We start from the raw sequence: 24,751 nt of genomic DNA, 5'->3' as shown, positions 1-24,751 counted from the left end.
CATGAAAAATAGAAGAATTATTTTGGTTTTAATATCGTTTTTGCTTTTTTCCTGTGGAAAGGAATGGCTTGATATTAAACAGAATAAACAATTAGTAATACCTTCTACTATTGAAGACCTCCAAGCACTGCTCAATAATTTCGTAATAATGAATACTTCTGCGCCTATATTAGGAGAGATTTCAGCAGATGATTATTTTATTGACAATGATATTTATAAATCTCTTAGAAATGCGTGGGAAAAGAATGCATACAGCTGGAATGAGAAGATTTATGAAGACCCTTCGATAGGTGGAGTTCCTGCTGATTGGGGCTGGCCTTACCAACGTATTTATTATGCAAATACTATTCTGGAGTCTGTGCCAAAATTAAAACCAGCCAACCAGCAAGAAGATCAAAAAATGAATGAACTAAAAGGTATGGCTTTGTTTCATCGGTCATTCGGGCTATATCATCTTTCACAAATATTTTGTAGTACTTTTGAAGCGGAAGGCGAAAACGGTATTAAATATGGTTTACCATTACGGCTTAATACCGATCTTGATGCCAAACTTACAAGGGGAAATTTGGAGGAGACCTATAACCAAATGATTAATGATCTGCTGACTGCAGAACCACTATTGCCTTCCAGAGGTGATTCTCAAAGCAGATTGCCATCAAAGGCTGCTAATGAAGCATTGTTAGCTAGAATTTATCTAATTCAAGGGAAATATTCGAAAGCCTTGGAATATGCTGAGCTGAGTATGCAAAAAAATAGTGATTTGATAGATTTTAAAAATATTGATCAAACTTTAGATTTCCCATTCCCGCGCTATAATTCGGAAGTAATATTTTATAATACACTATCCGGAAGTGAGATATTTGACACATCTTATCAAATTGATACCACTTTGATGGCATCTTATTCCGAGAATGATTTAAGGAAAAATCTATTTTTTACAAATAAATCTGGAAGAATTCAATTTCGTGGTTCTTATGACGGAACTAATACGTTTTTTGGAGGGATCGCTGTAGATGAAATGTATTTGATTAAAGCTGAATGTGAAGCTAGGATAGGACAAAAGGATAAAGCTTATCAATCTATGCTTTATCTTCTGTCACATCGATTTGAATCGGAAATACAAGCAAAAGAGTTTTTGGATGCTGATAGTAATTTATTGAATATTATTCTGGAAGAAAGAAGGAAAGAGCTCTTATTTAGGGGTATAAGATGGTCGGATTTAAGAAGGTTAAACTTGACAAAAGATTTTGAACAGACCTTAAATAGAAATATTGATGGAAAACATTTTGCATTGCTGCCAAATGATAATAAATATGTTCTTCCCATACCTGATTACATCATTTTCATTAATAAATTTCTTCAAAATCCTCGATAATCTAAAATGGGCTGCATTTTTGCAGCCCATTTAGTTTTAATTACTTCTAAAAGTATGATTTAATGTTGGTGTTGATCCACCACCGTAATCAAGATCATCCCTGTTAGCCGGTACCGGAGTTGAATTTGACAACTCCACGGCGCAATCGACCTTCGTATTCGTTGAAGGACAAGGGGAACTTGCCATTGGAGTTGGATCTATATCCCCTGTACTTGGATCAATTTCGTACCAAGAACTATCTGCAGTTTTTATAGTTTCGGGTTTATCCATTGCATTTACCATTAATGCAACTCCAAATAATAATGATAATGCCGATACTCCGGCAATTGCTGTTTTTTTGATACTTTTTACGATATTCATCGTTGTGGCCTTTTATTATAATAGCAAAAAAAGGTTACCTCAAAAAACTCTGTTTTTTTAATAAGGATCGATGCATTGCTTTAGCGAGGTGCACCAATCTTTTAATACCTCGGGCACTCTTTTTACGGGGATGCCATCACGTTTCATATTTTATGCTTTCACCGGCCCTGCCGGGAAGAGTGCAAACCGCATACGAATTTTCTTCACACGTCGTAGCAGAACGGAATAAGTGGAAACTTTCGTTGTTATGATCCAATTGACAGCATACAGCATCTTTTTTTCGTATTGCTTACACCGGACCATGGGGGTAGTTGGGCCATTCAAGTACCACCCCAATATGGACACAAAGATCAATACCAGATTGATGATGAGATGCCATCCCCAGGATAACCCACTGAAAACGGATGCATAGCCACAGGGCTTCTGTTTATATAGTCCGCTGGCACCCAGATCAGTATAGACTGTGAAGATGGTTAATAAAATAATCGACAACAGGTAAGGATTGATTAATAGCGGTTTATACCGTTTGAAAAACCTGATCGCAAATAGTATCCCAATGCCCAGCTCTACTACCGGCAGCATCAAGAATAACATATCCGCCCACCAGCTGGGAAATGGCTGATCCAAAAGCGAAGCATGGAATTCGGGCAGGTGCAACAGTGTGTCCACAGCGGCATACAGCCAAAAAAGTAGCATAAAGATGTCTGTGCTGCAGCTAGTGATATGGAATACTTTTGTTTTCATGACTTCCTGATTTAATCAATACAATGCTAGGTTACTTTTTAATGTAACTATCTGTTTGTTAGATATTTGATTTGTTTATTTGATTTTGTCTTCGTATCTTAGTTTTACCGATTATAAAAATTCTTTCTCCTTTTACTATATCTAACATAAATGCGGTAATCGTACCGCCTGAAAATTGATGTTTTTTATATATGACTGATAATCAGTTGATAATTTTTGTTATTTTAAAAAAATGGCGATGAATATAATATTTAAGATATGGAAGAAGATAGTTTTAAGCGACTGGCAGATGAGCCCGGTTTGGCTATAAACCAGATCATGAAACGTTATGGGCTTCAGCTCAAAACACGTATCCGACAATTTATCAAAGATGACGATGAACTGGTGAAGGATGTCTTTGCCGAGACCATTGCTACTATATGGGCGGATGGAATACGTGTGTCCAGGATGAAAGAACCATTTGCCTGGATGATGAACATTGCCAAATATCAATCCCTGAATGCCATCCGTGCCGAGCATAAAGATGTAAAAGCACCTCTTGAAGAGGGGCTGCTACTCACGGACAGTACGCATGCCGATACCGCATTGGACTACGAGGAACTCTATCAGCGATTCTTAAAGGCTACCGAACAGCTGACGCCGAAGGAGAAAGATGTACTTCTGAATGCTAAAATGCAGGGTTTTGAGAATAAAGAGATCTCAACAATGTATGGTATTTCGTTACAGCGGGTCAAGAATATCGCAAGTACTGCGATCAATAAAATCAGGCGTGCGCTCAGGGACTGGAAATAATTTTTGTTTGACAACTTAATGGGAATATAATGGACCAAGATAAAATAGCTATAGAAGAATTGATCAGGAAACAATTTTTAGGGGGCATCAGTAACAGTGAAATGGCAGATCTGGAGCAACGGAAATCAAATTATTCCGAAGAAGAGTATGATAGAATAGTTGTAAGGATATTAGGGGAGCTGGAAGGACAATTGCCCCAAGATGCATTGGACGATTGGATGCCTGATTATGAGGAAATAAAATACCGTGGCGAAGCTATCCGCAGACAAGGAAAAATAAAGCGGCACAGCACATTTGGATATGCAGCGGCTCTACTGTTATTTATAGGAGGTATGCTGTTATACTTCTTTTACCCGTATAAAAAAGAGGATGCTATGCTGCATCTGGAGAGCCCATGTCTTGGCATCGCAGATGATGCCGAAATCCCCTTGATTGAGTCCTCCTGCCTGATGTTGGCTGCCGACTCCACATGGGTAAGGGCCGGGCAGGATACCTTTGGTACAATAGTACAGCTTGGCGATCTGGCCGTCAGCCGCACCCGGGAAGGGCTGCTGCGCATCCAAAGAGAACAGGTGCAAAACAGTCATATATCTAATCTAGAAAGTCTGGATATTTATACAGCTCCACGGCAGCAATGCGTCGTTGAACTGGAAGACGGCACCAGGATACGGATGAATGCGCAGTCGCAGTTGAGCTATCCGCTCCGAAAAGGAGATTCAACAGTAGTACATATCAAAGGAGAGGCTTATGTTGATGCTAATAACCGGTATAAAAGCACACCTTTGATTATCGGTACGGAAAAAGGCAAAGTAACGGTCACGCGAGCTGATTTTTTAATCCGGACTGATACGGGTAACATGAAGACCATGCTCAATGCCGGAAGAATGGAGGTCTATTCACATGACCTGCACAAAGTGAAGTCTATGGTCTCACCCGGAGACTTTGTATATGTAGGAACCAGATACGCAGGCTACAATCAGCATCCCCGTGATACAATGGGGTATGTGGCAGACCAGGATTTCAAAGAAGCTAAGATGTGGACCCGTAAAATCCGCGTCTATAAAGATGTGCCTTTGGTGGTCTTTGTAGGTGAAATGAGCCGCTGGGAAGGATTTACGATCAAAAAATGGGACTGTATCCCAAAGGATAGGCATATTTCGGTGTCTATCTGTTACCAGAGTGGTCGTGAAGAAGTGTACAGTGCTATTCGTCAGGCAGGTGTTCTCTTGCATGAAGAAAAAGGGATGATCAGCTTCTGCCCTGAGGACAAACGGGATAGAGTTGCGATGAAGTTTTCGGATGACAAAATCGGGGGGCTCAGGTAAGAAAAGGGTAGACAGGTTTCTTGGATATGTTTGATGCTGAGGTTTGGCTACTAGAAAACTGATGGAAGTCGGCCGTAGAGGCTTACCTCGCCATCCTCGGACACCACAACGTCCCGCCATGGTCCAACAGGCAGCTTCGTGCCTCGCAGCCCGTTGGTTTTGCCCCCCTCGCATTTGTGGCCTGCGGAACCCCACCGCACATGGACGTGGCCGTTCCCGCTCTTGGCTGTTTAAGGGATGAGTCAGTCTCCCGTTCTGTTAGATTAACTTTAAAGGTCTGAATTGCGGAGCTCGGAATGGTTACAGCGGAAATTTTGAACTTAAAGCCATCGGATTTTATTTCAGATTGGATTCAAGGAATTCGATAAAAGGTTCGTAATGTTTCGGCTTTTTAGTGACACCGATATCATCATTGTAAACTCCGTCGTTATTCACGCTAACTGTTCGAGTTTTTTGCTTAAGGTTGGCCTGGATATATATACGTGTACCTTTATCTTTGTTTTCCCGTATCAGTAGATTGTACTCAAGAATATCTACTTTTAGGCTTGTAAAAACTTTGCTGTCGTCCTTCACGGTCTTACATTGTATAAACCCCGAGCTTTTATCCGCTGAGACGACAAAGTAATCGCTTGCAACAAGAAGATGCAATAGGTTCTCAAAGGTCGTGTCCCGGCTGGTCGTTGGGAGGTCTATAACGTATTTATTTTTATTGTTTGATTGGGCATTGGCGATCCCCAACCCTATAAAAATGATAAGTAATAACGATCTTAATTTTTTCATGCCTAGTGATATTAGGAAATTGGTGCTATTTGCTCTAGTTCTGAAATGATGAATAACTAATATACGATTTATTCTCAGATCGGCCCACTTTTGTGGCCGATTCTATAGTTCTTTTTTGCTTACGGAGATACACCGCCCTTAGCCTTGGCCGTCCTTATACGTTGGGCTGACTAAAGGCAACGAACCAATGAGAGCGATAAATGGAGCACACGCCCCGTTTTCTTTCCCAGACTTATATCGGGCCGGTTTTTTATCTCATTTAGTCTTTCGTACAGTTCCCTGCTTTCCTGTAAATTCCTATAATCATTGACCGCATGGATTCCATTTGGGGTACTAGGTTCCGATCTAACTAAAAGAAGCCAAAGGCCGGAGACGGCCTTTGGACTTGGTATCTATCTTGTCTGAAAATAATAGAAGGATGGCCAGCTTTATATAGCTATCTTTAGTTTTACCCTTAAGACCTTGATCACGGTCAGGATCTCCTGATCGGAAACTTCGGAATGCACGAGCTGTAGGATAGCCTGTAGGTTCCTATCGGTCATTGCATCCACGGCGACGCCAGCACCTGCAAACAGTTCTTTTAACGGCGCCATGTCGTGGGCGATCTTTTGGTCGAGTAAATGGGCGTAAAGCTGTGTTGTCCGTAGGTTGGTGTGGCCGAGCATCTTGGATACACTTTCGATCGGCACGCCATTGCTAAGGGTTACCGTGGTTGCGAAAGTGCGTTTGGCGATCCTGTTGCCCAATGTTTTCTTTACCCCCGAAAGCTCGGCGACTTCGACAAGGTATTCGTTCATCTTCTGGTTGCTCGCTATGGGCAGGCATAAACATTTTTCGGCGTATACAGGGTGATCCTTGTACCTGTCGAGTATGGTCTCTGCAACGGGGAGCAGCGGAATAGGAACCCTGATATCTGTCTTTTGCCTATGGATGTTGATCCATCGCCCACCATCCACACCGATGACGATATCGGATGGCCTGAGGTTCTTTACATCGACGTATGACAGTCCGGTGTAGCAGCTGAAAAGGAAGAAATCGCGAACCTGTATTAAGCGGTCTGTCTTGAATTCTCTGTCCGCTATACGCTGTAATTCTTCGGCGGTGAGGTAATCTCTCTTCACTGGCTTGGATTTGAATCTATGGCCCGCAAACGGATCGCTTTCCAGCCATTTATTGTCTAAACATATCCTGACGATCTTTCCAAAGTTCTTTAAGTACTTAACGGCGGTATTGTTCGCGTTTTTCTTTTCATTGCGCAGGTAAAAATCAAAATTGGCGATAAATGCTTTGTCAATCTTCTTAACGTCAAGATCATTGTTTTTGTACTGATGCTGTATGTATCCCCGGAGATGTCTTTCAAGCACTTGGAATCTTTTCAAAGTGCCTGTTGCATAATCGTTACCTATAAGAGCTTCCATCTTGAGGTTGTGCTCTTTGATGGCATCTAGAATTGTATGTGTAGGAGAGGGGGCGTCTTTCCCAAGATACCTTAGTTTTATTCTTTCGGCTGTTATTTCTGCGCCTTGGGCAACCATTTTAGTATGTACGGCACTGACTTCGGACTTAAATTTGTCGAGGAAAGTATTTAAGATCTTTGTTTCTTCTTTCGTTCCGATGGCCTTTGCGGCCTTTGCGTTCCATCGGTGAGGTTCGATTTCCCGTCCAGCTGATAATTCCGCACGCTGGCCGTCCACAGTAATCCTTAAATAAATGAAGCGGGGACTACCATCTTTGTAGTTTTTAGGTTTTTTCAGGAAGAAGAGTAAGCTAAGGTTCGTTTTCATAATGATAACATTAAGTGATACAAAAATAGCCTTGCAGTATGTTTCAATCAAGATGTTTAAAATTTGAATATTTTGATATTCAAATAGTTATTGTTTGTTAGGGGAGTTGTGGAATCTATAAAGAACGACGCACCTAATGACGCACTTGTTTTATGCGAAATGGTGAATATACTGATAGCCCTAAAAAGCAAAAACCCTGCAAATCATTTGATTTGCAGGGTTTTAGTAGTTTTTGATATTGTTTTCTGTGATCCCGCTGGGATTCGAACCCAGGACCCATACATTAAAAGTGTATTGCTCTACCAGCTGAGCTACGGAATCCTTTCTGTTTTTGAAAGTGATGCAAAGGTAGAAAAATAAGTTATTTGTGCAAAATGTTTTTATCTTTTTTGTTGATAAAAATTGTAACTATTTAAAAATTACTGAATTATTTTTTGTTTAAAAGGCCTTTTAAAACACTTGGGGATAGGAAGGATTAGTATAGCGGAGGTTTTTTGGAGCAAGGAAGCGTATTTTTAAGCTAGAATGGTCATAAAAAAAGTCAGCTAATTGCTGACTTTTTTTATGCTGTAGGGGTTGTATGGATAACATTATTCAGTTACCACACCCATTTTGCTAAACTTATCAATTCTTTCAGTAACTAATGTATCGCTATCTTTAGCCGTCAATTCGGCAAGATCTTTCAACAACTGGCTTTTTAGATTAGCCGCTGCTGCCGCAGGATCCTGGTGAGCACCACCTAGCGGTTCAGGGATAATACCATCAATCAATCCGTTGCCCAACATGTCTTCTGAAGTCAATTTTAATGCCTCAGCGGCTTTTTCTTTGTGATCCCAGCTTCTCCATAGGATGGAAGAACAAGATTCAGGTGATATGACCGAATACCAGGTATGTTCCATCATGTAAACTCTATTTCCAACACCAATACCCAAAGCTCCACCTGAAGCTCCTTCACCAATAACAACGCAGATGATCGGAACTTTCAAGACAGCCATTTCCATGAGGTTGCGCGCAATCGCTTCACCCTGTCCGCGTTCCTCAGCTTCAAGTCCTGGATAAGCACCCATCGTATCAATTAGAGTGATCACAGGTTTATTGAACTTTTCCGCCATTTTCATTAAACGTAATGCCTTTCGGTAGCCTTCAGGATTGGCCATTCCAAAATTGTGATATTGACGCTCTTTGGTGTTTTTACCTTTTTGATGACCGATGATCATAACGGCATTACCATCAATAGAAGCCATACCACCGACGATCGCTTTATCATCCTTAACGGTTCTATCACCATGCAACTCGATAAATTCGTCGCAGATAGCTTCTATATAATCATAAGTCTGAGGGCGATCCGGATGGCGCGACATTTGAACGTTCTGCCAGCCTGTTAAATTGCCGTATATTTCTTTTTCAGTAGAAGCAAGCTTTTCTTCAAGCTCACGAACGGTTGCGCTCATGTCAACTTGAGTTTTTTCGGCAACTTGAGTTACCTTTTCAATTTGCAATTGCAAGTCTGCAATTGGCTTTTCAAAATCAAACGTGGTTTTCATATATCTATTTTATGAAAATATTCAGAGGGCTAATTTAGCGCATTTTTTCTGAAATTAAAATTAGGGAGGATAATATCATTGGAATTCCTTTGTTACATTTGCGTTATAATCGTACTGGTGGCTTAGTTTTTGATTGTAGGTCTGTGAAAAATGTTGACTTATGCTGAAAAAATATTTTTACTTTCTTTTATTACTGATCTTACCTACACTTGTTCGGTCAGAAAGTTATCCTGAGGTTTTATTTGACAATAGTGTAATCAACGGGAGTTATGCGAAGAGTATCGCTCATTATACCGGTGAATCATGGATCCAAAATGTGAGCTATAGCCTTCCGGTTTCCGATAGTTTGTTTTTTACGCCAGGCAATTCGCTTTCTTTGCGGTACGTTTCTTCTCCTAATGGTAAGTGGGAGGCAAGTATTTTAAACGACAAACAGAAATTTCCCTATTTAATTGCCAAGGATGATCATCTAACTTTTAAGCTCTTTATTCAAAGCAATACTGAAAAGGGACAATTGCCAAAAGTTACCTTACAACAAAACGACACGAAGACAAATGCTGTGGATATCGCAAATTATATCGATGATTTTGCTTATGATACCTGGCTTAATGTGTCCATTCCAGTCAATAAATTTGGAGGAATTTCACTAGGGAAGTCTGTTTCGGCTTTAATTCTGGAACAAAACGGAACTGCCCTGCAGACAAATCAATTATTTATCGATCAAATTGAGTTTTTGCCCAAAAACTATCCAAAGGTAAGACTTTCATCAGCAGCTATCTTATCGAAGATCAGTTCCGTAGATAAACAAGTTGAGCTGGTTTGGCAATTGCCGCTGACACCAAGTATCCGCTATGTGAAAATCTACCGTTCGGAAGATAAACTCAATTTTCAGCCGATAGCAATTTTACCCATCTATGTACAGAAGTCGCTGGATAGGGTTAATGAATATAATAAATCTTATTATTACAAAATCGCTTGGGTAGATTATAATTATGTTGAATCTCCATTTTCTGAGGTTAGGGAGGTACAAACAAAAAAAGGGACGGATAAAGAGATGTTGAATTTTATCCGAAATGCTCATGTGAATTATTTTATAGACAACTATGATGTGAATAGTGGTATGTTTCTACCTGACCGAGGTAATAGACAAGCTATTGTATCAACAAATGAAACCGGCTATGCGATCTTGGGTTTGCTTGTGGCAGGAGAGAACAATTTGATCTCGCGACAAGCTCTTTTGGTCAGGTTAACACGGATTGTGAAATTTTTGAGCAGTGCACAACAACATCAAGGGGTCTTTACAGCGCTTTACGATGGCCGCTCAGGGGTACCTTATTATCGCGATTCAGTTCCAACGTACGATTTGCGCGGTACCTCCCATATTATGGAATCGCTTTTGATCGCCCGACAATATTTTTCTAAAGAGGATCCTGAGGAACAGGCCTTGAGGAATACTATTACGAAGCTCTGGGAGCGCATAAACTGGAACTATTTTACGGATGCACAGCATCCTGATGTACTTTGGAATAAGTGGTCTCCAGTAGACAGTACAGCTAGATCGAGGCCTTTGGGGGGATTTAACGAGAGTCTGGGGACCTACTTGCTGGCGATGTCTTCACCTACCCATCCTTTAGCGATTTCAGCTTATATCAATGGATTTGCAACCAAACATAAAGGTCACGAATTGTATTTTGGGGATGACACCAATGATTTGGCTCCTGAACTCAAAATGAAATTAGATGATTCTTTAGCGCGTTCAATAAGTGCAAACCCTTTAATTGGCGATGCTGGAAATGCTGGTGTTTCGATCTACTCCGACGATAAAGTTATTTTCGCCAAGAATATTGCCGGCGGTAGTTTAAATGAATCGTTGATGTCCGTTTATCGTCCCTTTTTGATTATGGATCCGAAAGGAAAAGTGGATGACTTTGTCGATTACAAGAAATATTTGTCGAATTATATTTTGGCCTATAAACGTAGAGATAATGAAATGAGCATAGGGACACGATTTACAGATATTTGGGGCGTGGAAAATGTGGAAGACACGTATCAGGGATATTTGGTGAATCCTGCGGTAGCTATTGCAGCGTACCCATTTGAAAAGGAGATCGGTCTAAAAGCATTACGTAAGTTTTACGAAGAATACGCCGATGTGTTATTTACGCAATATGGTTTCAGAAGCTGGATTGATATTAAAAACAACGATGTTTCTGAAAGCTATCGTGCGAGGAATCAGGCAACGATTGCCGTAATGATCGAGAATGCAAATTCAGGCATGATCTGGAAATTGTATGAGAATATTCCTGAGGTAAAAAAGACTTTAGAAAAAGTATATACCAAGAAATAGATTTGTTACGTTAGTTATGGCGTAGAAGGGATGTCATATTGGACTTTTTTCGCTATATTTACTTGCTTAAATCGATATTAAATACGTTAGAAACGACATGCTTAGAAAAATTAATTTGGGGATTTTAACCTTATGTGCAAGTTTATCGTTATTTTCCTGTAAACAACAAGCTATTGTAGTCAATCCGGGTGCTGTTGTAACAAAAGATGGAACTGATGATGGTTTGAAAAATGTGAAGAAGGATTTTAATGATGCGAAAAGAACTGATGAAGGGATTAAGTTTAGTATATCGTCTGATTTATTGTTTCCAACAAACTCTTCTTATCTATCTGAGAAGGCAAAAACTGAAGTTAGTAAATTGGCGTTGATCTTGAAAGAAAGTAATAATAAGATCAAAGTTGATGGGTATACTGATGCTACGGGTACTGTTGAGTATAATCAGTGGCTTTCCGATAAAAGAGCAGCGTCTGTTAAGAAGTTCTTAGTAGATTCAGGTGTTGCTGAATCACGCATCACGGCAAAAGGTTTCGGTCAGTCAAATCCAGTTGGCGATAATAAAACTCCGGAAGGACGCCAAAAAAATAGAAGAGTGGAAGTTACTATTTTAGATAAAAAATAGTTTATCAGACCAATTCTTAATATAAAAAAGCGTGGTATTTAAGATATCCCGCTTTTTTTATGCAGTTATATCGCGGTTTTAAATCGTTGTATACCGTCTCCCCAAACGAGATATTTTAAATAGGAGATATCGGTAGGAGGCTCGCGCTGTGGAGATTGTTTTCGATAAGGTACGAGTCTAGGGGAAATAGCGTTGAAAAAGATGAATTTAGAAGAAGAAGATCATAGACAAAAGCCAATTTTTCGGGAAGCCATGTGGTTTTGGTTTGTGTTAGGTTGGATAAGTTTTGGTGGAACAACTGGTCATGTGACCATTATGCACGATTTTTTGGTCGAAAAGAAAAGATGGGTAAGCAACAGGAAGTTTTTTCAGGCACTCAATGCCTGTATGTTATTGCCAGGACCTGAGGCGCACCAATTGACGATGGATGGAAGTTGCACGGCTTAAAAGGAGGTGTGTTGGCCGGACTATTTTTTATTGTTCCTTCACTTCTCATTATATTTGGACTCAGTGCACTATATGCGCACTATGGTAACTCCGCATTGCTTATTGCTTTATTTTCGGTTTTAAAACCTGCCGTTCTAGCGATCATTATATTTGCAACCTTTCGAGTGGGGCAGAAATCTCTTGTCAGCATATGGCATTATTTGGTCGCATTGGCTGCCTTTCTGCTCTCGTATTTTGCTGGGGTTCCAATGCCCTGGATTATTGTGGGCGTGATCGCTTTCGGTGTACTATGCTATGCAATCTTGTCAAAAACTTCCAAAATAAATGCCCATCATGAAAAGGAAGATAAGCAGCTCGAATCAGTTTATTATATCAATACGCTCGAAAAACTACCCCCTATATCTTACCGTCGTATTTCTCTTCAGGTTCTGCTGTTTTTCTTACTATGGTTGATTCCGCTGTCCATTTTACTATTTTTTACTATCGATACGGAATTTTGGAAGACACTTTCCTTTTTGTTTACAAAGTCTGCTTATTTGACGATTGGAGGTTCTTATACAATCATTCCCTATGTTGCGGCCCTTGTGACAGAGAAATTGTTTTGGCTTTCCAAAAGCCAGATGATAGATGGATTTGCGCTTGCAGAGACAACCCCGGGGCCTTTAGTGGTCGTTTTGGCCTATGTTGGTTTCATGGCCGGCTTCAATCATTTCCATCAGTCCTATTCTATGGCAGCACTAGGTTTGATCGCTACAGCATATTTTACCTTTTTGCCAAACTTTGCCCTGATTTTTGTTGGGGCACCACTGATCGAACGGACCCAAAAAAATGCATGTATACAATTTATTCTGTCTTTAGTAACAGCATCGGTCGTTGGTGTAATCGTTAATTTAGCCTGTTATTTAGGACTAGGAATTCTATTTCCAGGTGGGGTTAGTTCTTGGTATGCCATTGAGCCGATGGCTTTGGTATGGGTGCTATTTTCACTTTTTCTTTTATTCAACTATAAAATAGGCATGTTGAAACTTATACTGTTAAGTTTGGCCTATGGCTTTCTCTTATTTTTATGGCGATAAAATAAAAATGTCCATCGACTGATGAGCTTCGCGAGCAAATTTATAAAAGATTGAAGGGGGGAGTGAATTTGATAGGGTTATTCTAGGTTACAGACGCATATAAACAAGAAAAGCCCATCGTTAGATGAGCTTTCTTGTACCTAGGGCGGGAATCGAACCCGCACTCCCTTAACGGGAACAGGATTTTAAGTCCTGCGTGTCTACCAGTTCCACCACCTAGGCAGGTGAGCGAAAAACGAGATTCGAACTCGCGACCCCAACCTTGGCAAGGTTGTGCTCTACCAGCTGAGCTATTTTCGCATTGGAATTTTATTTCAATTTTCAAAAGAACCTTGCGTTCCTTTTTGGTGATGCAAATATAGAGCGAAAATTCAATATTGCAAAATATTTATTTACTTTCTTTCTGTGTTTTTTATAACTCCTTTGAATTCAGTATAGAAAAAATTAAATCACTCTCAAATCCGCGGTATAGTGCAAACTGATAAACTTTGTTTTTAACTGCATAGCGGTCCTTGCCACTAATTTCACGGAGTTTTTTGTCAATGATGTGATTTAAGATTTGTTCATATTCATCGAGATCGATTTGCTTAAATGCAATTTTTATCAATTGCTCGGATACCCGTTTTGCCTTGAGTGCCTGCTTGATTTTTACTTTGCCCCAGCCTTTCATGCGGAGCTTTCCGTTACAGTAGGCAATAGCAAAGCGTTCTTCATTTAAAAAATTATCGGCGATCAAATTGGCCAAAATATTTTCGACTTCTACTTCGTGTAGTCCCCAGCTGTAGAGCTTATCGCGTACTTCTTGCTGTGCGCGTTCTTGATAGACGCAATAGCTTTCCGCTTTCAACTGTGCCTGATGCTGCGTTAATATCTTCTTATTTCTTTTTTCCTCGTCAAACATATTGTCAAAATTTCAAAAATAATATGAAATAACTAAAAAAATGTTCAGTTTTGACACAATCAAAAATATCAGGAGAATGTACAAAATATCGGAAATCGCCCAGATTTTACATCCCAATCGCACATTTATCACGGATCCCAATTCTTTTGTCCAGCATTTATTTTACGACAGCCGTAAAATTGTCCAAGCGGACAACGGGATTTTTTTTGCACTTCAGAAGAATAGAGATGGCCACCGTTATATTAGAGAAGCTTATGATAAGGGAGTTCGTAATTTTGTGCTTCAAATCGATAGTGCACAGGAAATGGAGTTTTTGGAGGCTAACATTCTTTGGGTAGCGGATAGCTTGGTCGCTATGCAGGAACTGGCAACTTTTCATCGGCAGAAATTCGATTACCCGGTCATTGGAATCACTGGTAGCAATGGTAAAACGATAGTGAAAGAATGGCTTTTTCAGCTGATGTCTCCTGAATATAAGATCTATAGAAGTCCCAAGAGTTATAACTCTCAGCTCGGTGTGGCACTTTCGTTATGGGGACTATCCGATCAGTATAATCTTGCGCTGATCGAAGCAGGAATTTCAGAGAAAGGAGAAATGCAGCGCCTTGAGCAGATGATAAAACCAACCATAGGACTATTGACCAACATTGGTGTGGCACATAAAGCCGGTTTTAAATCGAAGGAGGAAAAGATTTATGAAAAGCTCGAGTTGTTTAAACATGTTGAAACCATGATTTTTCCGAATACTTACCTTGAAAATGTTCAATTGCCTTATCGGCCACGAAAATTTTCCTGGGGGCTTGATGAGGGGCTTTCTTTGGAGGTGTATTCCATCAAACAGGTCAACGACCGATTTACTATGGTAACCTTCTATTATACCGGGCGCACCTTTGCTGTTGAAGTACCGTTTGTGGATAAAGGAAATGTTGAGAATGCCATAAATTGTGTAGCGGTGATGCTACGTTTTGGTTATGAAAATGAAGTGATCGCATCGAGGATTAAAGAGTTGCAGCCTGTGGCGATGCGTCTTGAGTTAAAAAAAGGAAAAAAGAATAGCTCCATTATCGATGACTCGTATAGTAATGATCTGGATGCACTACAAATAGCCCTGGAGTTTTTAAATCAACAGGGCCAGCATCCGTTCAAGATGTTGATATTATCGGATATTCCCGGTGTTACTATCGAAGATGAAAAAAGCTTGTCCAAGCTGAGACGTTTGCTTAGTGAGTATCGTTTGGATAAATTGATATTGATAGGTGAAGTGTTGCCTAAATTGGCTGCACAATTTGATGTGCCTTCCATTTCATATAGCGATACTGCTGCTTTTTTGGCCGATATAAGGTCGCTTTCTTTTGAAAATGCGACGGTATTACTGAAAGGAGGACGGGAGTTTCATTTTGAACGTATCAGTCAGCTTTTGGTCGCAAAATCACATGATACAGTGCTTGAAATCAATTTGAATGCACTGGAAAACAATCTAAATGTATACCGCCAGTTGTTACCGAAGCATGTTAAGCTGATGACGATGGTCAAAGCTTTCTCTTACGGCAGTGGAAGTTTCGAGATAGCAAATCTTTTGCAATTTAATCGGGTGGATTATCTGACGGTCGCTTTTGCGGATGAGGGGGTGGATTTGCGCGGTGCAGGAATCACATTGCCTATTGTGGTAATGAGTCCGGATGAAAGTTCTTTTGAGTCCATCGTTCAGTACAACCTTGAACCGGAGATTTATAGCTTTAGAATATTGTTTTCCTTCTTGAATTTTCTGAAAACGAAACAGATAACTTCCTTTCCGATTCATATTAAGATAGATACTGGCATGCATCGGTTGGGTTTTATGCCTGACGAGGTCAATCGTTTAATAGCTGTGTTGCGTACGGAAGCGGTTTTAGAGGTTAAATCTGCCTTTTCCCATTTAGCGTCTGCAGGAAATGAAAAGGACCGGGAATTTACACAGCGACAAATTGATCTGCTGGATGACTTTACGAAACGTCTAGAAAGTGGTCTAGGATATTCCTTTCTACGTCATATTGCAGCAACCTCGGGTATTGAACTGTGGCCGAATGCGTATTTTGATATGGTACGATTGGGGATCGGTCTCTATGGTATCGATATTGAGCGGCATGATTTACCCATTAGGGAGGCGAGTACCTTGAAAACTAATGTGACGCAAATTAAATACCTCCCGGCAAGTGAGACCGTAGGTTATAATAGGCACGGTGTTCTGTATAGAGATAGTAAGATCGCCACGATTAAAATTGGTTATGCGGACGGTTACGATAGGCGTTTTGGTAATGGTGTCGGTAAAATGTTGGTTAACGGTTTTTTAGTCTCTACTATTGGTGATATCTGTATGGATATGTGTATGCTGGATGTAACGGATGTGGAAGTTGGAGAGGAAGATGAAGTTATCGTGTACCCTGATATAAAGTCAGCAGCGAAGGCTATAGGAACGATCCCTTATGAACTGCTGACCAGTATTTCCCAACGCGTAAAAAGAGTATATTTTTATGAATAATAAAGGATATTCTGCATTTTTGAATAATATTTGATTTTCAATTCATGTTTAGCAAATTAATTAGAGGCTTTATTAATTATTTGATAAGAGGTATCCTGGTGGTGGTTCCTCTAGCTGGTGCTATTTTTTTAATAGTTTGGATTGTTGCATCAGTTGATTCGGCATTGAATCTAACTGAACATTTTTTGGAAGATGATAGAGGGCATCCCTTGTATATTCCGGGAATAGGTATTCTGACCGTTATTTTGGTGTTGGTTTTGGCAGGGCTTATTTTTACAAATTTTGTTACAGATCCAATTAAAGTGTGGATTAATCATCAGATCCAGCGGATTCCACTTTTAAATACATTATATTCTTCGATTAAAGATTTTACAGAGGCCTTTGTTGGTGATGCAAAGAAATTTAATGAACCTGTCTTGGTAACGGTGAATGAGTTTGGTCTGAAGAAGATAGGTTTCTTAACGCAACATGATTTAAAAAGCATTGGGCTTGAAGAAGAGGTTATGGTGTATTTTCCATATTCATATTCTTTTGCGGGACAGGTTGTCATTATCAGTGCAGACAAGGTGAAAAAATTAGATATGTCGCCAACAGATGCCATGAAATTGGTTGTATCCGGTGGTGTGAGCGGGATAGCCCATTAGTACTTCTTTGCAACAGTTGACTTTAAGATTTATTCAATAAAAAGGCTGGAAATTGTCCACAATTTCCAGCCTTTTTGTTTTCGTCTGTTTTGTCCTTCCAATTGTAATCCCGTACGGCAGATACGTTTGCGATTGCCAAGTTTAAATGAAGAAATAGTGCTGCTAAGCTTTTTTCTGCCCTAAAGTTGGATTTACTGGCGGGATTGGAATATAGCCGTCATCTCCAGGAACCTTTGGAAATTCATGTTTTTCCCATTTTTCGCGCGCTATTTTTAATGTTTCAATGTCCGAAGCGACGAAGTTCCAGTCGATATAGCGTTGTTCAGGAAAAGGTTCGCCACCAAAAATGTAGACCGAGGTTCCAGCCTCCATTTTGAATTCACATAGTTTCGCATCTTTGGCAACTAAAATCTGCTTTGGACCGAATTCCTGACCTTCCGCATGAACAGTCCCATGCAGGATATATAATCCACTTTCGCCATATAGATGATCACCTAGTTTAATAGTTGCATCTTTTTCCGCTTTGATTTCAATAAGGTATAATGGGCTGTATACGGGGACCTCGGAACGGTGATCTTTAATTTCTCCTGCAATTAAGCGATAGGATACGCCATCTTCGGTCCAATGTGGAAGTTGCGGTTCTTCTATGTGAACAAAATTAGGCTCCATTTTTTCGAGTTCTTTTGGTAGGGCCACCCAAATCTGCAGTCCATGGAGGTCGTGCGGCGTCGATCGCAGTTGTTCGGGGGTTCTTTCGGAGTGTGTGACACCCTTACCTGCCGTCATCCAATTGACTGCTCCAGGTTTGATCTCAACGGCATTTCCTAAGCTGTCCCGGTGCATAATGCTACCTTCGAATAGATAAGTCAATGTGGATAACCCGATATGCGGATGTGGTGCAATATCCATAAAGTGCGGTTCGGCAATGTTATCAGGTCCCATGTGGTCGATGAAGATAAAAGGGCCGACCATACGTTTCTGCCTGAAAGGAAGAAGTCGCCCAACTAAGAAATTGCCTATGTCAGCGGCTCTTTCTTCAATAACTATTGCAATATTTGACATAATGTTTCCTTATTTTTGTGTTTCTAATCTACAGCAATTTAAGAAATGTCAAGTATAATCAATCGGTTTTTGGGTAAAAAGAGTGTAAGAAATGAAGCGCTTTTGGCACTGGCAGATAGGTTGTCTTTTAGGAACAGTCAGCTGGACAGTTTTTTGATCGATCACCTAATACAAAGTAACAAAATAGATCCAGCCGACTTTTTTGCTTTCCAAGAGCAGTTGCTTAAGCTTCATGTTGACCGATTGGAGTCGATGCAGGTGGAGCTTAGCTTGTTGAACCAATATTTGCAATTGGCTGAACGTTTTCTTCCGGCAGGTTTTACAGTCAAATGGGAAAATAAGCTTCAGTCTCAGGAGGAGATGATCTTGCCGCCGCTCATTCTTTTTCCTGTGGTACAGCATGCTGTTGAGAATGGTTATAATACGATGTCTTCTCATCCTGTACGGATCCGATTATCGGGCTCATCCAAGTTGATTATGCTTGAAGTTAGCTATCGTGTGAACCATTATCTGGAAAGTCAATTTAGCAGTACACTGATACGTGATTTTAGACAGCGATTGGACTATCTTTTTCCGGAAAAACATAATTTGCTGATGAATAGCAACAGCAATACTTCTCGAATAACTTTAACTATCCAACTTTAGATGATATTGAAGTGTTTTAATGCATTCCAGATACCATTTTCATCAACACTGTCTGTTATATAATCTGCAATTTCCTTTACCTCGGGATTTGCATTACCCATAGCAATTCCAATATGGGTGTGCGCTAGCATGGTAATATCATTTCCGCCATCGCCAAATGACATAGTTTCTTCCAAGGTAAAGTTGAAATGATCTAAAAAAACATCTATTCCAATTTTTTTGCTTTGCCCCATCGGATTGACATCCGCAAAAATGGGCGTCCATCTCGAAGCAACTGAATTTGGCATCACATTTTCCATGAATTCAGCTTCTTCTTCAGGATTGATGAAAACATTGACCTGCATAACGGAGTCCAGATCAAAATCCTTTTCGTAATCCCGAATAGGTGGTGTCGGCACATTGACCTGTTCGTACATTCGTTGTACCTCAGGTGTAACCTGGTTTAAGGAAATTTCCTTTTCGGACATAAATGAAAAAGTCAGGTCCTCACGCTTTTTAGCATAATCCAATAAGGAGCGAATGTCTTTTTGAGGGATGTTATTTTTATAAATGACTTCCTGTTCCTTTGTGACGCAATACCCGCCATTGAAGGTGATATATCCATCAAAATCGAGGTAACGAATATGTCCCAGCTGATTGTAGGATCGTCCTGTTGAAACAAATACCTTGATGTTTTTTTCTTTTAATAATTGAAATGCCTGTAGAGTAGATTCGGGAACCTGATGTGTTTTGAAACTTAGCAAAGTTCCATCGATGTCAAAAAAGATCGCTTTAATCATGGATTTTTGGGTCAAAACCAAATATACTAAATACTTAGGATAGTGTAACTATTACAATATTAAATCTGAGGCGTTTTATCTCCTACAGACCATGAGAATTTTACCACATTGGTGGAAGAAAGGTGAATGTCAAATTTGTAATTAAAAGGAAATAAAACCTGAAATAAAAGGGACTTAATAGGTAGATTATAGGGCTTCATCCGAATGAGGTCCCTATGAGGTCCCTATAAAGTCCCTATTAGATACGTATTCAATGTGTTGTTAATTTGATATAAACTTGGCTCCTTCAATATATACGAAAAAAAGAGGCCGGGGGCTTTACGATTTGGTTTGATATTTACTCATGGGATACACATAAAAAAAAGAAGATTGAGGAGTTTATGATGTTATTTCTTGTTGAAGCGGAACCGGTAGGCGGTATCGTGTGGCGCTAGATTTTCTTTAGTGGATTTTCGCAAAAATCTGACATAATCTTCTCTAATAATTTCGTAAATTTCAAGTTCAAAAAAATGTAAATTGTCTTGCATTTAATGTGTTGTATTAAAGAGGGTTAGAATTTTATGTATATTATTTTCGATACGGAAACGACGGGTTTGCCTAAGCGTTGGGACGCACCAATTACCGATACGGACAATTGGCCTCGCTGTATTCAATTGGCTTGGCAGATTCATGATGAGATGGGAAATTTGGTCGAACATCACGATTTCTTGATTAAGCCAGATGGATTTGATATACCCTATGACTCTGAAAAAATACACGGCATATCGACTGCATTGGCAGAAGAGCAGGGATTGCCGCTCCAGGAGGTCTTAGAGAAATTCAATGTGGCATTGAATAAAGCCAAGTTTGTTGTTGGACAAAATATTGGTTTTGATTTGAATATCATGGGCTGTGAATTTTACCGTTATGGTGTTACGTCCAATATGGCTAATATGCCTGTATTGGATACCTGTACGGAAGTAACAGCTGAACTTCTGAAAATTCCAGGCGGTCGTGGTGGACGCTTTAAACTACCCAATTTGACTGAGTTGCATTCCTATTTATTTGGAGTGCCATTTGCTGAGGCACATAATGCAACAGCCGACGTTGAAGCGACAACACGTTGTTTTCTGGAGCTTGTAAGAAGAGAGGTATTCACTGCCGAAGAACTTCAGGTCGATACGGGCTACTTTGTCGATTTTAAAGCCAACAATCCGGGGCCTATACCCACTGTTGGACTGAAACATATCAACCTAAAAGCAGCTTCTGATGAAATTAGAAAACGGTCTCAGCCAGATGAAGTCAAGGTTGTTGTTGATGCGGACGCGTTAGCAGCTTTAAAGGATGCCAAATTTGCCCATTTACATAACCACTCTCAGTTTTCGATCCTGCAGTCGACGATGTCGTACGATAAGTTAGTTTCGGCAGCGGTGAAGGATAATATGCCTGCTGTTGCATTAACGGACCACGGAAATATGATGGGGGCTTTTGAGTTTGTCTCTCGTGTTATAAGTCATAATAAAGAAGTTGAAGCGCAAAATGCGGAGGCAGTTGAGAATGGAGAGGAGCCTACTGGTCAGCTTTTAAAGCCAATTGTTGGTTGTGAATTTTTTGTTTGTGAAAACCACAAAGATAAGTCGAGGAAGGATAATGGTTATCAGATTGTGTTATTGGCGAAAAATAAACGGGGGTACCATAATTTGGCTAAACTGGCTTCTTTTGCTTATACCGCGGGCTTCTATTATGTGCCGCGGATTGATAAAGATCTTATTCTTCAATACAAGGAAGATGTTATCGCTTTGTCAGGTAACCTACAAGGCGAGGTGCCGAATAAAATACTGAATATAGGTGAGAGTCAGGCCGAAGAGGCTTTGCTGTGGTGGAAAGAACAATTTGGGGATGATTTTTACCTGGAATTAATGCGTCATGGTCAGGAAGATGAGGATCGTGTGAATCAAACCTTGCTTAAATTTTCCCGCAAATATCAGGTCAAAGTTGTTGCGACCAATAATACATATTACGAGAAGAAAGGCGATGCACATGCGCATGATATTTTGCTCTGTGTGAAAGATGGTGAAAAGCTATCGACTCCAAAAGGTAGGGGACGTGGATTCCGTTTTGGTTTACCCAATCAGGAATATTATTTCAAATCTTCAGATGAAATGAAGGCCCTTTTTAAAGATTTGCCCGAAGCGATTCTAAATATTCAGGAGATTGTCGATAAGGTAGAGATATTTAAGTTAAACCGCGATGTCCTCTTACCTAAATTTGATATTCCTGAGGAATTTCAAGTGGAAGCCGATCTGGAAGATGGGGGAAAACGTGGTGAAAATAAATACCTGGCGCATCTTTGTTATGTGGGGGCTGAGAAGCGTTATGAGGAAATAACAGATGATATTCGCGAACGTCTTGACTTTGAGTTGGCTACCATTGAGAAAACGGGGTATCCAGGTTACTTTTTGATTGTTCAGGATTTTATTGCGGCGGCCCGGGATATGGGAGTTTCCGTGGGGCCGGGACGGGGATCTGCTGCTGGTTCGGCAGTAGCTTATTGTTTGGGAATTACCAATATCGATCCGATTAAATATGACTTGCTTTTTGAGCGTTTCTTAAATCCCGACCGTGTGTCCATGCCTGATATTGATATCGATTTTGATGACGAGGGACGTGGACGTGTCATGCAATATGTAATCAATAAATATGGTGCTAGTCAAGTTGCCCAGATTATTACCTATGGTACAATGGCAGCAAAGTCATCCATCAAAGATACAGCGCGTGTATTGGACTTACCTTTGGGTGATGCCAATGAAATTGCCAAGCTGATTCCGAACCTTAAATTATCCAAGATTTTTACTTTAGATGATGCCGGTTTAAAGGAAAAGCTAAGGACTGAGGAAATTGAAGCCGTCAATAGATTGAAATCTATTGCGGATGGTGCTGGATTGGAAGCGGAAACGATCAGACAGGCCCGGGTTTTGGAGGGTTCTGTACGAAATACAGGTATCCATGCCTGTGGTGTTATTATTACACCAGACGATATTACTAATTTCGTTCCTGTTTCTTTGGCAAAAGACTCTGATCTTTATGTGACGCAGTTCGATAACCACGTTGTTGAAAGTGCCGGTTTGCTGAAAATGGACTTTTTGGGTTTAAAGACACTGACACTGATTAAAGATACGGTAGAAAATGTCAAATTAAGTCATGGTATTGTGCTGGATCCGGATCAGTTTCCGATCGACGATGAGCTTACGTATGAGCTCTTTCAGCGTGGAGAAACCATAGGGGTGTTCCAGTATGAATCTCCTGGAATGCAGAAATACATGCGCGACCTTAAGCCGACAGTATTTGCCGATTTGATTGCGATGAATGCACTCTATCGTCCGGGACCAATCGAATATATTCCAAGTTTTATTAAGCGTAAGCACGGTATAGACCCCATTGTTTACGATTTGGATGCTTGTGAGGAATACCTCAAGGAAACCTACGGTATTACAGTCTACCAGGAGCAGGTTATGCTCTTGTCCCAGAAGCTTGCGGGATTTTCAAAAGGTGATGCCGATGTCTTGCGTAAGGCTATGGGTAAGAAGCAAAAGGCTGTACTCGATAAGATGAAGCCGAAGTTTGTTTCGCAGGCAGAGGAGAAAGGGCATAATGCAAAAGTTCTGGAGAAGATTTGGACCGACTGGGAAGCTTTTGCGAGTTATGCATTTAATAAATCCCACTCGACCTGTTATGCTTGGGTTGCTTATCAGACCGCTTATTTAAAAGCGCATTTTCCTGCGGAATACATGGCTGCGGTACTTTCCAATAACATGAATGATATCAAGCAGGTGACATTCTTTATGGAGGAATGTAAACGAATGGGCTTGCAGGTATTGGGGCCAGATGTGAATGAATCCTATTATAAGTTTACGGTAAATGAATCTGGAGCTATTCGTTTTGGAATAGGTGCGGTGAAAGGTGTTGGGGCAGGAGCGGTAGACGCTATCGTGCAAACACGGCAATCAGGATTGTATAAATCTGTTTTTGATATGGCTAAACGAATCGATCTTCGTGCGGTCAACAAGAAAGCTTTTGAGAGTCTGGCTTATGCTGGAGGCTTTGATAGTTTTGAGAATACGCACCGTGCACAATATTTTCATTCGGATGAAAATTCAACAGGAATGGAAAAGGCGATCCGATTTGGCCAGCGCTTTAAGGAAAATGAAAGTTCGGCCCAAGCGAGCTTGTTTGGTGTAGGAGGGGCTGCAGAATTGCCTGAGCCGGTTTTGGCGCCATGTCCGCAATGGGGATTGATTGAAAAGCTTAAATATGAAAAAGATGTTATCGGTATTTATCTGACCAGTCACCCCTTGGATACCTACCGGTTTGAGATTGAACATTTTTGTCAGAATTCGGTGTCAGATTTGGCCTTGATCAATAAGGTTAAGGCGGCAGAGGTCGATGAAGAGACTTTGCTTGAGTTTAATCGGATCAAGAACAAAGAATTGGTGATTGGTGGTATTATCGCATCGGCAAACCATCGATTGACGAAGACGGGTAAGCCTTTTGCGTCATTTATCATCGAGGATTATAGTGATTCTTATGATATGGCAGTTTTCGGTGAAGAATATGTCAAGTTGAAGGGATATTTGCAAGAGGGATATTTTGTGCAATTGCGGGGTTTGGTACAGGAGCGTTTCAGACAGGTTGGAAATTGGGGCTTTGAGCTACGCAGTGTGCAGTTGCTTTCGGATCTTCGTGAGAAGATGGCGAAGAGTTTTACGATCAATATTCCTTTACCTAAGTTGAACGAAGCATTTCTTGATGGTATCAAGGATATACTGGCGCAAAATGAGATCGAGGGAGTTGTGCCAAATTGTCAATTAAAGTTTAAAATCTGGGATCCCCAAGATGAAATATCTGTCGAAATGCCAGCTAAAAGTCTGAAAATAAACCTAACAAATGAATTTTTGGACTGTATAGATAAGTTTGAAGGGATAAATTACCGATTGAATTAGTTTGGATTAGAATTTGTGTAATTAAGATTA

20 protein-coding genes and 3 tRNA genes are annotated in these 24,751 nt (G+C 40.4%); 12 read left to right on the top strand and 11 right to left on the bottom strand.

Going from position 1 to position 24,751, the window contains the following annotated elements; genetic code table 11:
• Window position 1: 1 nt before the first annotated feature.
• Complete coding sequence (locus tag B3E92_RS19035; RefSeq protein ID WP_286897918.1) at window positions 2–1,375, top strand: RagB/SusD family nutrient uptake outer membrane protein; 1,374 nt, start codon at window positions 2–4, stop codon at window positions 1,373–1,375.
• A gap of 36 nt (window positions 1,376–1,411) precedes the next feature.
• Here the strand turns inward: B3E92_RS19035 and B3E92_RS19030 are convergent, their stop codons facing one another.
• Complete coding sequence (locus B3E92_RS19030; protein ID WP_286897916.1) at window positions 1,412–1,735, bottom strand: hypothetical protein; 324 nt, start codon at window positions 1,733–1,735, stop codon at window positions 1,412–1,414.
• A 150-nt stretch (window positions 1,736–1,885) separates the two neighbouring features.
• Window positions 1,886–2,479: a MauE/DoxX family redox-associated membrane protein gene (locus tag B3E92_RS19025; protein ID WP_286897914.1), complete on the bottom strand. Its 594-nt coding sequence runs from the start codon at window positions 2,477–2,479 to the stop codon at window positions 1,886–1,888.
• 258 nt (window positions 2,480–2,737) lie between these two features.
• On the opposite strand from B3E92_RS19025, the gene B3E92_RS19020 reads away from it, so the two are divergent.
• Genes B3E92_RS19020 through B3E92_RS19010 form a run of 3 tightly spaced genes read left to right on the top strand, consistent with a single transcriptional unit; the run spans window position 2,738 to window position 4,837 of the window.
• On the top strand, window positions 2,738–3,271 hold the full coding sequence (locus B3E92_RS19020; protein ID WP_286897912.1) for an RNA polymerase sigma factor: 534 nt from the start codon (window positions 2,738–2,740) through the stop codon (window positions 3,269–3,271).
• A 29-nt stretch (window positions 3,272–3,300) separates the two neighbouring features.
• Window positions 3,301–4,596, top strand: a complete 1,296-nt coding sequence (locus tag B3E92_RS19015; RefSeq protein ID WP_286897910.1) for a FecR domain-containing protein — start codon at window positions 3,301–3,303, stop codon at window positions 4,594–4,596.
• Window positions 4,597–4,639: 43 nt separating this feature from the next.
• Window positions 4,640–4,837 (top strand): hypothetical protein, encoded by a 198-nt coding sequence (locus B3E92_RS19010; protein ID WP_286897908.1) that lies wholly within the window; start codon window positions 4,640–4,642, stop codon window positions 4,835–4,837.
• 95 nt (window positions 4,838–4,932) lie between these two features.
• On the opposite strand, the gene B3E92_RS19005 is transcribed toward B3E92_RS19010, so the two are convergent.
• The 4 genes from B3E92_RS19005 to B3E92_RS18990 form a co-directional block, all read right to left on the bottom strand.
• Entirely contained in the window at window positions 4,933–5,376 is a 444-nt protein-coding gene (locus B3E92_RS19005) for a hypothetical protein (protein ID WP_286897906.1), read from the bottom strand.
• A gap of 428 nt (window positions 5,377–5,804) precedes the next feature.
• On the bottom strand, window positions 5,805–7,160 hold the full coding sequence (locus tag B3E92_RS19000; protein WP_286897903.1) for a site-specific integrase: 1,356 nt from the start codon (window positions 7,158–7,160) through the stop codon (window positions 5,805–5,807).
• Between the two features lie 248 nt (window positions 7,161–7,408).
• Window positions 7,409–7,481 (bottom strand) — tRNA-Lys (locus B3E92_RS18995).
• A 269-nt stretch (window positions 7,482–7,750) separates the two neighbouring features.
• Complete coding sequence (locus tag B3E92_RS18990; protein ID WP_046671762.1) at window positions 7,751–8,704, bottom strand: acetyl-CoA carboxylase carboxyltransferase subunit alpha; 954 nt, start codon at window positions 8,702–8,704, stop codon at window positions 7,751–7,753.
• 160 nt (window positions 8,705–8,864) lie between these two features.
• Here B3E92_RS18990 and B3E92_RS18985 point away from each other — a divergent pair, with 160 nt between their 5' ends.
• From B3E92_RS18985 to B3E92_RS18970, 4 genes are all read left to right on the top strand, one after another.
• Window positions 8,865–11,051 (top strand): glucoamylase family protein, encoded by a 2,187-nt coding sequence (locus tag B3E92_RS18985; protein ID WP_070566074.1) that lies wholly within the window; start codon window positions 8,865–8,867, stop codon window positions 11,049–11,051.
• A gap of 97 nt (window positions 11,052–11,148) precedes the next feature.
• On the top strand, window positions 11,149–11,670 hold the full coding sequence (locus tag B3E92_RS18980; protein WP_046671760.1) for an OmpA family protein: 522 nt from the start codon (window positions 11,149–11,151) through the stop codon (window positions 11,668–11,670).
• A gap of 201 nt (window positions 11,671–11,871) precedes the next feature.
• Window positions 11,872–12,117 carry a chromate transporter gene (locus B3E92_RS18975; RefSeq protein ID WP_201638680.1) on the top strand — a complete coding sequence of 82 codons (246 nt, stop codon included), beginning with the start codon at window positions 11,872–11,874 and terminating at the stop codon, window positions 12,115–12,117.
• An 11-nt stretch (window positions 12,118–12,128) separates the two neighbouring features.
• Window positions 12,129–13,193 (top strand): chromate transporter, encoded by a 1,065-nt coding sequence (locus tag B3E92_RS18970; protein WP_254667708.1) that lies wholly within the window; start codon window positions 12,129–12,131, stop codon window positions 13,191–13,193.
• A gap of 137 nt (window positions 13,194–13,330) precedes the next feature.
• Here B3E92_RS18970 and B3E92_RS18965 read toward each other — a convergent pair.
• From B3E92_RS18965 to B3E92_RS18955, 3 genes are all read right to left on the bottom strand, one after another.
• Window positions 13,331–13,415 (bottom strand) — tRNA-Leu (locus B3E92_RS18965).
• 5 nt (window positions 13,416–13,420) lie between these two features.
• Window positions 13,421–13,493: transfer RNA gene (locus tag B3E92_RS18960), tRNA-Gly, on the bottom strand.
• 112 nt (window positions 13,494–13,605) lie between these two features.
• Entirely contained in the window at window positions 13,606–14,094 is a 489-nt protein-coding gene (locus B3E92_RS18955) for a regulatory protein RecX (RefSeq protein ID WP_070566068.1), read from the bottom strand.
• A 76-nt stretch (window positions 14,095–14,170) separates the two neighbouring features.
• On the opposite strand from B3E92_RS18955, the gene B3E92_RS18950 reads away from it, so the two are divergent.
• Together B3E92_RS18950 and B3E92_RS18945 are read left to right on the top strand one after the other, a co-directional pair.
• Window positions 14,171–16,612, top strand: coding sequence for a bifunctional UDP-N-acetylmuramoyl-tripeptide:D-alanyl-D-alanine ligase/alanine racemase (locus B3E92_RS18950; protein ID WP_070566187.1), 2,442 nt, complete (start codon window positions 14,171–14,173; stop codon window positions 16,610–16,612).
• Window positions 16,613–16,656: 44 nt separating this feature from the next.
• Window positions 16,657–17,256: a DUF502 domain-containing protein gene (locus B3E92_RS18945; RefSeq protein ID WP_046671757.1), complete on the top strand. Its 600-nt coding sequence runs from the start codon at window positions 16,657–16,659 to the stop codon at window positions 17,254–17,256.
• Window positions 17,257–17,418: 162 nt separating this feature from the next.
• Here B3E92_RS18945 and B3E92_RS18940 read toward each other — a convergent pair whose 3' ends face one another.
• Window positions 17,419–18,318: a pirin family protein gene (locus tag B3E92_RS18940; protein ID WP_046671756.1), complete on the bottom strand. Its 900-nt coding sequence runs from the start codon at window positions 18,316–18,318 to the stop codon at window positions 17,419–17,421.
• 45 nt (window positions 18,319–18,363) lie between these two features.
• Here B3E92_RS18940 and B3E92_RS18935 point away from each other — a divergent pair, with 45 nt between their 5' ends.
• Window positions 18,364–18,963, top strand: a complete 600-nt coding sequence (locus tag B3E92_RS18935) for a hypothetical protein (RefSeq protein ID WP_070566066.1) — start codon at window positions 18,364–18,366, stop codon at window positions 18,961–18,963.
• On the opposite strand, the gene B3E92_RS18930 is transcribed toward B3E92_RS18935, so the two are convergent.
• The gene (locus tag B3E92_RS18930) at window positions 18,960–19,742 is read right to left on the bottom strand and encodes a Cof-type HAD-IIB family hydrolase (protein ID WP_070566064.1); all 783 of its coding nucleotides are present in this window, start codon (window positions 19,740–19,742) and stop codon (window positions 18,960–18,962) included. The two genes, B3E92_RS18935 and B3E92_RS18930, sit on opposite strands and share 4 nt — an antisense overlap.
• Window positions 19,743–20,302: 560 nt before the next feature.
• Here B3E92_RS18930 and dnaE point away from each other — a divergent pair.
• Complete coding sequence (gene dnaE / locus B3E92_RS18925) at window positions 20,303–24,721, top strand: DNA polymerase III subunit alpha (RefSeq protein WP_070566062.1); 4,419 nt, start codon at window positions 20,303–20,305, stop codon at window positions 24,719–24,721.
• Window positions 24,722–24,751 lie beyond the last annotated feature (30 nt).

It is taken from the genome of Sphingobacterium sp. UBA6317, assembly GCF_002440385.1.
GTDB lineage: Bacteria > Bacteroidota > Bacteroidia > Sphingobacteriales > Sphingobacteriaceae > Sphingobacterium > Sphingobacterium multivorum.
Note: the sequence above shows the minus strand (reverse complement) of the source record. Positions and strands in the feature narration are given on the sequence as shown.

Excerpts from the sequence above, each read along its gene's own strand:
- B3E92_RS19035 (WP_286897918.1), top strand. The coding sequence starts at position 2 with ATGAAAAATAGAAGAATTATTTTGGTTTTAATATCGTTTTTGCTTTTT.
- B3E92_RS19030 (WP_286897916.1), bottom strand. The coding sequence starts at position 1,735 with ATGAATATCGTAAAAAGTATCAAAAAAACAGCAATTGCCGGAGTATCG.
- B3E92_RS19025 (WP_286897914.1), bottom strand. The coding sequence starts at position 2,479 with ATGAAAACAAAAGTATTCCATATCACTAGCTGCAGCACAGACATCTTT.
- B3E92_RS19020 (WP_286897912.1), top strand. The coding sequence starts at position 2,738 with ATGGAAGAAGATAGTTTTAAGCGACTGGCAGATGAGCCCGGTTTGGCT.
- B3E92_RS19015 (WP_286897910.1), top strand. The coding sequence starts at position 3,301 with ATGGACCAAGATAAAATAGCTATAGAAGAATTGATCAGGAAACAATTT.
- B3E92_RS19005 (WP_286897906.1), bottom strand. The coding sequence starts at position 5,376 with ATGAAAAAATTAAGATCGTTATTACTTATCATTTTTATAGGGTTGGGG.
- B3E92_RS19000 (WP_286897903.1), bottom strand. The coding sequence starts at position 7,160 with ATGAAAACGAACCTTAGCTTACTCTTCTTCCTGAAAAAACCTAAAAAC.
- B3E92_RS18990 (WP_046671762.1), bottom strand. The coding sequence starts at position 8,704 with ATGAAAACCACGTTTGATTTTGAAAAGCCAATTGCAGACTTGCAATTG.
- B3E92_RS18985 (WP_070566074.1), top strand. The coding sequence starts at position 8,865 with ATGCTGAAAAAATATTTTTACTTTCTTTTATTACTGATCTTACCTACA.
- B3E92_RS18980 (WP_046671760.1), top strand. The coding sequence starts at position 11,149 with ATGCTTAGAAAAATTAATTTGGGGATTTTAACCTTATGTGCAAGTTTA.
- B3E92_RS18975 (WP_201638680.1), top strand. The coding sequence starts at position 11,872 with ATGAATTTAGAAGAAGAAGATCATAGACAAAAGCCAATTTTTCGGGAA.
- B3E92_RS18955 (WP_070566068.1), bottom strand. The coding sequence starts at position 14,094 with ATGTTTGACGAGGAAAAAAGAAATAAGAAGATATTAACGCAGCATCAG.
- B3E92_RS18950 (WP_070566187.1), top strand. The coding sequence starts at position 14,171 with ATGTACAAAATATCGGAAATCGCCCAGATTTTACATCCCAATCGCACA.
- B3E92_RS18945 (WP_046671757.1), top strand. The coding sequence starts at position 16,657 with ATGTTTAGCAAATTAATTAGAGGCTTTATTAATTATTTGATAAGAGGT.
- B3E92_RS18940 (WP_046671756.1), bottom strand. The coding sequence starts at position 18,318 with ATGTCAAATATTGCAATAGTTATTGAAGAAAGAGCCGCTGACATAGGC.
- B3E92_RS18935 (WP_070566066.1), top strand. The coding sequence starts at position 18,364 with ATGTCAAGTATAATCAATCGGTTTTTGGGTAAAAAGAGTGTAAGAAAT.
- B3E92_RS18930 (WP_070566064.1), bottom strand. The coding sequence starts at position 19,742 with ATGATTAAAGCGATCTTTTTTGACATCGATGGAACTTTGCTAAGTTTC.
- dnaE (WP_070566062.1), top strand. The coding sequence starts at position 20,303 with ATGTATATTATTTTCGATACGGAAACGACGGGTTTGCCTAAGCGTTGG.